Here is a 251-nt window from a genome sequence, read left to right on the forward strand (position 1 = left end):
CGGGGGCGGGGGCCTGTTCGATGATGACGTGGGCGTTGGTGCCGCTCACGCCGAAGGCCGAGACACCGCCGCGGCGGACGTGGCCGGACGTTTCGGGCCAGGCCACGGGGGCGGAGAGCAGTTCGACGGAGCCCGCCGACCAGTCGACGTGCGGGGTGGGCGCGTCCACGTGCAGGGTGCGGGGGAGTTCGGCGTTCTGCAGGGCCAGCACCAGCTTGATGACGCCGGCGACGCCGGCGGCGGCCTGGGTG

1 protein-coding gene is annotated in these 251 nt (G+C 74.9%); it reads right to left on the reverse strand.

What is annotated here, in order from left to right; translation table 11 throughout:
* Positions 1 to 251: ketoacyl-synthetase C-terminal extension domain-containing protein (locus VR44_RS40705; protein WP_045952746.1), on the reverse strand; the 251-nt coding region annotated here is incomplete at both ends.

The organism is Streptomyces katrae, from assembly GCF_000966975.1.
GTDB classification, from domain to species: Bacteria; Actinomycetota; Actinomycetes; order Streptomycetales; family Streptomycetaceae; genus Streptomyces; species Streptomyces katrae.